The organism is Novosphingobium sp. fls2-241-R2A-195 (genome assembly GCF_030209485.1).
In the GTDB taxonomy this organism is placed as follows: Bacteria; Pseudomonadota; Alphaproteobacteria; order Sphingomonadales; family Sphingomonadaceae; genus Novosphingobium; species Novosphingobium resinovorum.
On record NZ_JARVRY010000050.1, the window covers coordinates 1 to 6,504 of the forward strand.

The window sequence follows — 6,504 nt, forward strand, 5'->3', positions numbered from 1 at the left end:
ACGGCACATCGGACGCAATCTACCCGTCGCCGAAACGAACATCGCATTGTTCACGACCGACAAGCTATCTACGCCGACTGCATCGAGGCCATGCGCCAGCACGCTCCTCGCCAAGATCGCGCTGGAAATCCGAATTGGCGACTCGCCTACAGCCGGGTAAAAGACCGCGCGCATTCCATCGCCTCGGGCTACATAGACCGGACATCGTATGGGTTGCGCGATTGAGAATGCGGTCTTCTAAATTCGTGCTATTCTCGGCCCGCTTTCGACGACTGGTTTCCCGAAGTCCTGAAAGTTCCGGCCAATTACTTTTAGATCAGACCGCCAAATACGACGTGCGCGATCATATGTGCTCGGTTACGCGCCCGCGTTTTCAGCCGGACATTCTCGATATGCCGTTCAACCGTGCACGGCGCGATCTTAAGATTTAATGCTGCCTCTTTTGCCGAGTAGCCGTCAGCGACGAGGCGGACGACTTCGGCTTCACGCCTTGTCAGCACCGGTGCATTTTCAGCAAGTCGAATCATAGGTTCCCCCTTTATTAACCATCATAAGGGAGGTATTCATTTTCAAGTGCATATGGAATGGTGATTTTTCCCATGTGAACGATTACAAAGAATGCCTTTTGGGGCTTGGTACAACTCATCCGATAGTGCAGAAGTGCACATTAGCAGGCCAGTTGGCCTTGCCTAACGTATCTCGTGCGTTTGGCGAGAACCGATATTGACCCTGCAGGTATTTTTCATCGGTGAGACTATCAACTCGCACACAGCTCACGAATCTCCCGATGTCTTTCAACGCAGGAGCAATCGGTTGTGATACCCGTAAACGGCTCAGCTTACACGGCGAAATCCTCGCTGGAGTGCGCTCATTGATCATATGATCGAGCGGCATTTTTTTCCCGTTGATACATCATGAGCGGTCGCATCAGTGTTGCAATTTGGTCACATGCTTTCGTAGTTTCAACCGATTGCCGCGGTCCTCGGAAACTTGATGGGCTTTTCCATCTTTTGCCATTCGAATGACACTCCAGAGGATACTTCCATGACTTTCAAGCCGCTCTCCCTTGCAGTCGCTGTTGCTGCGGGAATCGCGTCCACGTCGGCAATGGCTCAGGATGCAGGCGTCGACGCTTCGACGAATGCGCCGATCGTGGCCGAAAACGGCACTAGCTTTCGCGGCATCCGCCTTGAAGGTAACTTTGGCGGTGACCGCTTTCAGTCGGAGGGTAACCACAACGACAAGTTTGGTTATGGTGGTACAATCGGCTTCGACGGCACTTTGGGTGAGCGCGTCGTGATCGGTGCGGAAGGCAGTTTCTGGAAGCCCGGTAAGGGCAACGAGAACACCACGGCGCTCGCCAATGGAAACAGTATCGACCATAAGGCATTTGAAGAATGGGGCGCTGCTGTACGAGCCGGCTTTCTAGCCACTCCGGACGTTTTGATCTTTGGTAAGGCCGGCTACGTAAACGGCGAACAACGCAAGCGCATTGAAGGACCCGTAGGCAATACACTCGTGTACGATCACTACCGCGCTGACGGCTATCAAGTCGGCGGCGGCGTCGAATTTTCTCTGACGCAAGGACGCCTTCCGGTTTATGCGAGTGCACAGTACGTATATTCAAACTATCACGGCAATAGCAGCCGTCAGCGCGTGATGGGCGGCATCGGCATTCGTTTCAAGTAAGCGTCGCCGGACCTCGATGACAGCCTCAAGGGGCCCGCGCCGGAAGGTACGGGCCCCTTTTGGTTGTGTGGGAGGTATGGACCGGAAAGTGCGGCAGGCCTTCAAACATGGCCGATCAATGCGCCGGATCACGATTGAGCATGGCCGGGCAACCCACAAGTGGCGCTACCGCATCGAGCGCATGTTTGGCGGTTTCAGAATCGGCGGCGCAATCGCGACCGGTGCGATCAATTCGCCGCTAGTCACCTAGAACCGAAATGAGCTTCGTTAAATAAGAGCCTCATCCGAAAGTTGTTGAGCAATACCAGCATGTTGTGATTCACGCCTCTTTGCGAAGAGATGAAGTGAATGGTGATATGGACTGGTACCGCCCGCCGCAAGCATAGCCGGGAGGGACTGCGATATCCATCGGATTTGACCGATGTTGAGTGGGCGTTGGCAGCGCCATTCGTGCCTCCAGCAAGGCGCGGAGGCCGACCTCGAACGGCAGACATGCGCGAAGTCCTCAATGCGATGTTGTATATAGCCGCGAGCGGGTGTGCGTGGCGACTTCTACCAAAATGCTTTCCTCCGGTGTCGACTGCCTTGCGCGGCGTTGCTCTGGGGCGCCGCAACTGGATGTTCGTCGGGTCCACCAAGGGCGGGGATGCCTCGGCGCTATTTTACTCGCTTGCCGAAGCGTGCCGCCTGAACGGTGTTGAGCCCGAAGCCTGGTCCACCGACGTCATTGCGCGCATTGGCAATCACCCAATCAAACGGATCGATGCACTGCTGCCATGGCGCTGGCAGGACCCACGCGAGACGGCTGAGGCTGCATGAACACGTCACAACCTCACTCCGCTCTGTTCACACCTCTCGTCTGGGATCCCGCTCTCCTCCCGCCACTGGAGATGGACGGCTACCTGACCGGCGTGCTGGTGACACCAGAATTGGAAATCGCCGACTTGATCGCCGACTTGCGGACCGCGCTCCCCCCGGTGACGGATCAAGCCAGAATGGAGCAGGCCCTCGCCGCCGTTCTGGCACGGTTCAAGGCGATTGAAGCGGAGCTTCAAAAGGGATGGCCGAGCTATCAACCCAGCTTCTCTGAAAGGGGGCAGAAGGCTGACCATGGCAGGGTCCGGGGATGGATGAAGGGCATGAGGCGGTCGTCGAGGTGATGGAGCGGCGCTTGATCGTGCGCCAGAGGCAATGCGGATCCGCAGACAGACTTTCGAGCATCCGTTCGGCACATTGAAAGCCTGGATGGGCTCGACACACTTCCAAATGAAGACACTCAAGCGCGTGAGAACGGAGATCAGCCTTAACATCCTCGCCTATACCTTCAAAAGGCTGATCGCCATCCTCGGCGTCCAGCCACTGATCGGCGCAATCCAGACCTAAGCGTCAATGCTCAACCTACAGCGCCCACCTTCAAAATTATGGACCTCTCCCCCGTCTCGTTTTCACACGGCCTGTCTCAAGGCCCGCCCCATCGCACCCGACCCAAAATTGCCGCTCAAGGGGCGATTTTTGATCCCCAGGTGCAGACGGTCAGGTTTTCCGTTCCAACCGCGCGTCGAGCCAATCTCGGAATGCCAGCTTCCATTTGGCAGTTGGTCCCAAGCTGCCCTCAAGCCTGCCGATTAAAGCATCGGGAATATTCGATCTCTTGTTGACGGGCCATATCGCATCGGATAATTACGATGAATGGACACCGATGACGCCCTTTCCATTCTCTCCGCTCTTGGCCATCCCACGCGGCTCGATGCGTTTCGGCTGCTGATCCGACATGAGCCGGATGGTTTGTCGACCGGCGAACTGGTCGAAGCGTCGGGACTGACCCAGAGCACATTTTCGACGCATCTTGCCGTGATGGCGAAGGCCGGCCTGGTGCTTTCCGAGAAGCGAGGTCGTCAACAGATCCAGCGCGCCAACCTCGACGCGCTGCGCGGACTGATGATCTATCTGGCCAAGGATTGCTGCCAGGGGCGCGCCGAACTGTGCGAGCCGCTGATGGCCGAACTGACCTGCTGCTGAAGAGGCGATAATGACCGATATCGTGATCTACCATAACCCGCTTTGCGGGACCTCTCGTAATGCCCTGGCCATGATCCGCAATGCGGGCATCGAGCCTCACGTCGTCGAGTATCTGAAGACGCCGCCAAGCCGTGCGCTGTTGTTGGAACTCATCGATCGGGCCGGCATTACCCCACGCGCTCTGCTGCGCGAGAAGGGGACGCCTTATGTCGACCTGGGCCTCGGCGACGAGACCTTGAAGGACGAGGTCTTGGTCGACGCGATGATGGAGCATCCCATACTCATCAACCGGCCACTGGTCGTGTCGCCGCTGGGCGTGAAACTCTGCCGTCCTTCCGAAGCAGTGCTGGACCTGCTGCCGGCCGAGCAGCGCAGCACTTTCGTCAAGGAAGACGGCGAAGTCGTGGAAGCGACCCGGCGTTGACCCTTTCGGTTCGCGGAGCAACGATCGGCGATGCCGAGGCCATCGCCGCCATCTATGCGCATCACGTCCTGCATGGCACGGCGACCTACGAAGTCGTACCGCCGACCGAGGACGAGACCGTCGAGAAGATCTTGACGGTGACCGGCCGGAGTTGGCCATTTTTCGTCGCTTGCGATGGATCTGAGGTGGCTGGCTATGCTTACGCCACGCAATTCCGTGATCGACCCGCCTATGCTTATGCCTGCGAGAACAGCATCTATGTGGCGCACGATCGGCGCGGCGGCGGCATCGGCAAGCTGTTGCTCAAGGCCTTGCTGCAGGCCGCTGAATCCTATGGCTTTCGGCAGATGGTCGCCGTTATCGGCGGCGGCGAACCGTCCTCTGTCGCGCTCCACGGATCCTGCGGTTTCGAGTATGTCGGCCGCCTGACCGGCATGGGCTGGAAGGCTGGCCGCTGGCTCGACACGGTTTACATGCAGATCGCCTTGGGTGGGGGTACCGCGACCGCGCCTGTCGCTTCCGGGAAGGGCTGACGGCCATGTCGCTGTTCGAACGCTACCTCTCGCTGTGGGTGGCCCTGTGCATCGTGATCGGGATCGGTCTCGGCCATTTGCTCCCCGGCGCCTTCGAGGCCATTGCAGCGCTGGAGATCGCCAACGTCAACCTCGTGGTGGCGGGCTTGATCTGGGTGATGATCATCCCGATGCTGCTGCGGGTCGATTTCGGCGCGCTTCATAGTCTTCGGCAGCACTGGCGCGGTATCGGCGTTACGCTGGTGGTGAACTGGGCGATCAAGCCCTTCTCGATGGCGCTGCTCGGCACGTTCTTTCTCAGCTATCTGTTCTCGCCGATGCTGCCTGAAGGCGCATCGTCCTCCTACATTGCCGGACTGATCCTGCTGGCTGCGGCGCCATGCACGGCGATGGTCTTCGTCTGGTCAAATCTCGTCGACGGTGAGCCGAACTACACCTTGAGCCAAGTGGCGCTGAACGACCTGATCATGGTCTTTGCCTTCGCGCCGCTGGTGGGTCTGCTACTGGGCGCGGCATCGATCACCGTGCCGTGGAGCACGTTGGCGCTGTCGGTGGGACTCTACATCGTCGTCCCAGTCGTCATCTCGCAACTGCTCCGTCGCGCTCTCCTTCGCGGCGGCGAGAAGCGGCTTCAGCGCTTCCTGTCCGCCATTGGCCCGATCAGCCTTTCGAGCCTGCTCTTGACGCTGGTGCTGCTGTTTGGCTTCCAAGGCGAAAAGATCATCCGGCAACCGCTGGTGATCGCACTTATTGCCGTGCCGATCCTGTTTCAGGTCTATCTCAATGCCGGCATCGCCTATTGGCTCAGTCGCCGTTTCGGCGTGGCATGGTGCGTCGCCGGCCCTTCGGCGCTAATCGGAGCTTCCAATTTCTTCGAACTGGCTGTGGCCGCCGCCATCAGCCTCTTTGGCCTCAGTTCCGGCGCCGCGCTGGCAACGGTCGTGGGCGTACTGGTCGAAGTGCCGGTGATGCTGTCGATCGTCGCCTTGGTGAAGCGGACCCGCCCCTGGTACGAGAAAGGTATTCCCGCATGAGACTGCGTGAACTCGCCGCCCCTGATCATCTTCCTGCTTTGGACAAGGCTTTCGCGCTGGCTCGCCCAGCGACTGGCCTTGGCCCAGACCAACCGCCTCCACGCATTCTGCTGCTCTACGGCTCGCTGCGAGAACGCTCGTTTTCGCGCCTCGCCGTGGAAGAGGCGGCGCGCCTGCTGCAGTTCTTCGGCGCCGAGACCCGGATTTTCGATCCCAGCGACTTGCCACTACCCGATCAGGTGGCAGGAGACGACCACCCGGCGGTGCATGAGATGCGTGAACATGCGCTGTGGTCGGAAGGCATGGTCTGGTGCCGCCCGGAGCGGCACGGCCAAATCAGCGGCATCATGAAGACGCAGATCGACCATCTGCCGCTTCAGATGCGCGGGATGCGGCCGACGCAGGGGCGAACGCTTGCGGTCATGCAGGTGTCCGGCGGCTCGCAATCTTTCAATGCCGTCAACTCGCTACGCCTGCTCGGCCGATGGATGCGGATGTTCACGATCCCTAACCAGTCCTCAGTCGCGATGGCCTACAAGGAGTTCGATGAGGACGGACGGATGCGAGCGTCCACTTATTACGAGCGCATCGTCGACGTTATGGAGGAACTGGTGCGCTTCACGGTGCTGATGCGGCCGCATGCGGCGCAGCTCGTTGACCGATACTCTGAACGGAAGGAGGCTGGTGCGCCTATCGACGCCACTGCGGACCTTTCTGCTATAGCGATAGCAGGCCAGTCCTGATTCCGCGGTCGACCCATTCCGGCCGTTCGGCCCCTGATTCTCCGTTCCCAATTGCCGCCCGT

General features: G+C 59.2%; 9 protein-coding genes and 2 pseudogenes. 10 read left to right on the forward strand and 1 reads right to left on the reverse strand.

Annotated features, from left to right (window positions below):
* Positions 1-311: 311 nt before the first annotated feature.
* Complete coding sequence (locus QRN25_RS25870) at positions 312-527, reverse strand: helix-turn-helix domain-containing protein (protein ID WP_081799049.1); 216 nt, start codon at positions 525-527, stop codon at positions 312-314.
* A gap of 517 nt (positions 528-1,044) precedes the next feature.
* Here QRN25_RS25870 and QRN25_RS25875 point away from each other — a divergent pair.
* From QRN25_RS25875 to arsH, 10 genes and pseudogenes are all read left to right on the forward strand, one after another.
* On the forward strand, positions 1,045-1,689 hold the full coding sequence (locus tag QRN25_RS25875) for an outer membrane protein (RefSeq protein WP_036526652.1): 645 nt from the start codon (positions 1,045-1,047) through the stop codon (positions 1,687-1,689).
* Between the two features lie 348 nt (positions 1,690-2,037).
* Positions 2,038-2,280: pseudogene (locus QRN25_RS25880) on the forward strand (transposase); the annotation flags it as partial.
* Between the two features lie 27 nt (positions 2,281-2,307).
* Positions 2,308-2,508 (forward strand): transposase domain-containing protein, encoded by a 201-nt coding sequence (locus QRN25_RS25885; RefSeq protein WP_231958373.1) that lies wholly within the window; start codon positions 2,308-2,310, stop codon positions 2,506-2,508.
* 71 nt (positions 2,509-2,579) lie between these two features.
* A complete protein-coding gene (locus tag QRN25_RS25890; protein WP_036526650.1) occupies positions 2,580-2,849 on the forward strand; it encodes a UPF0149 family protein in 270 nt (89 codons plus the stop codon).
* Positions 2,828-3,072, forward strand: a pseudogene (locus QRN25_RS25895) (IS5/IS1182 family transposase); the annotation flags it as partial. The gene QRN25_RS25890 and the pseudogene QRN25_RS25895, both read left to right, overlap by 22 nt.
* Positions 3,073-3,378: 306 nt before the next feature.
* Entirely contained in the window at positions 3,379-3,708 is a 330-nt protein-coding gene (locus QRN25_RS25900) for an ArsR/SmtB family transcription factor (protein WP_285022399.1), read from the forward strand.
* Positions 3,709-3,718: 10 nt separating this feature from the next.
* Positions 3,719-4,132 carry an arsenate reductase (glutaredoxin) gene (gene arsC / locus QRN25_RS25905; RefSeq protein WP_285022401.1) on the forward strand — a complete coding sequence of 138 codons (414 nt, stop codon included), beginning with the start codon at positions 3,719-3,721 and terminating at the stop codon, positions 4,130-4,132.
* Positions 4,129-4,665 carry a GNAT family N-acetyltransferase gene (locus QRN25_RS25910; protein WP_285022402.1) on the forward strand — a complete coding sequence of 179 codons (537 nt, stop codon included), beginning with the start codon at positions 4,129-4,131 and terminating at the stop codon, positions 4,663-4,665. The genes arsC and QRN25_RS25910 overlap by 4 nt, the downstream gene beginning before the upstream one ends.
* 5 nt (positions 4,666-4,670) lie before the next feature.
* A complete protein-coding gene (arsB, locus tag QRN25_RS25915; RefSeq protein WP_285022404.1) occupies positions 4,671-5,699 on the forward strand; it encodes an ACR3 family arsenite efflux transporter in 1,029 nt (342 codons plus the stop codon).
* The gene (gene arsH, locus QRN25_RS25920; protein ID WP_285022406.1) at positions 5,696-6,442 is read left to right on the forward strand and encodes an arsenical resistance protein ArsH; all 747 of its coding nucleotides are present in this window, start codon (positions 5,696-5,698) and stop codon (positions 6,440-6,442) included. Before arsB ends, arsH begins: the two co-directional genes overlap by 4 nt.
* The last annotated feature ends 62 nt before the right edge of the window (positions 6,443-6,504 follow it).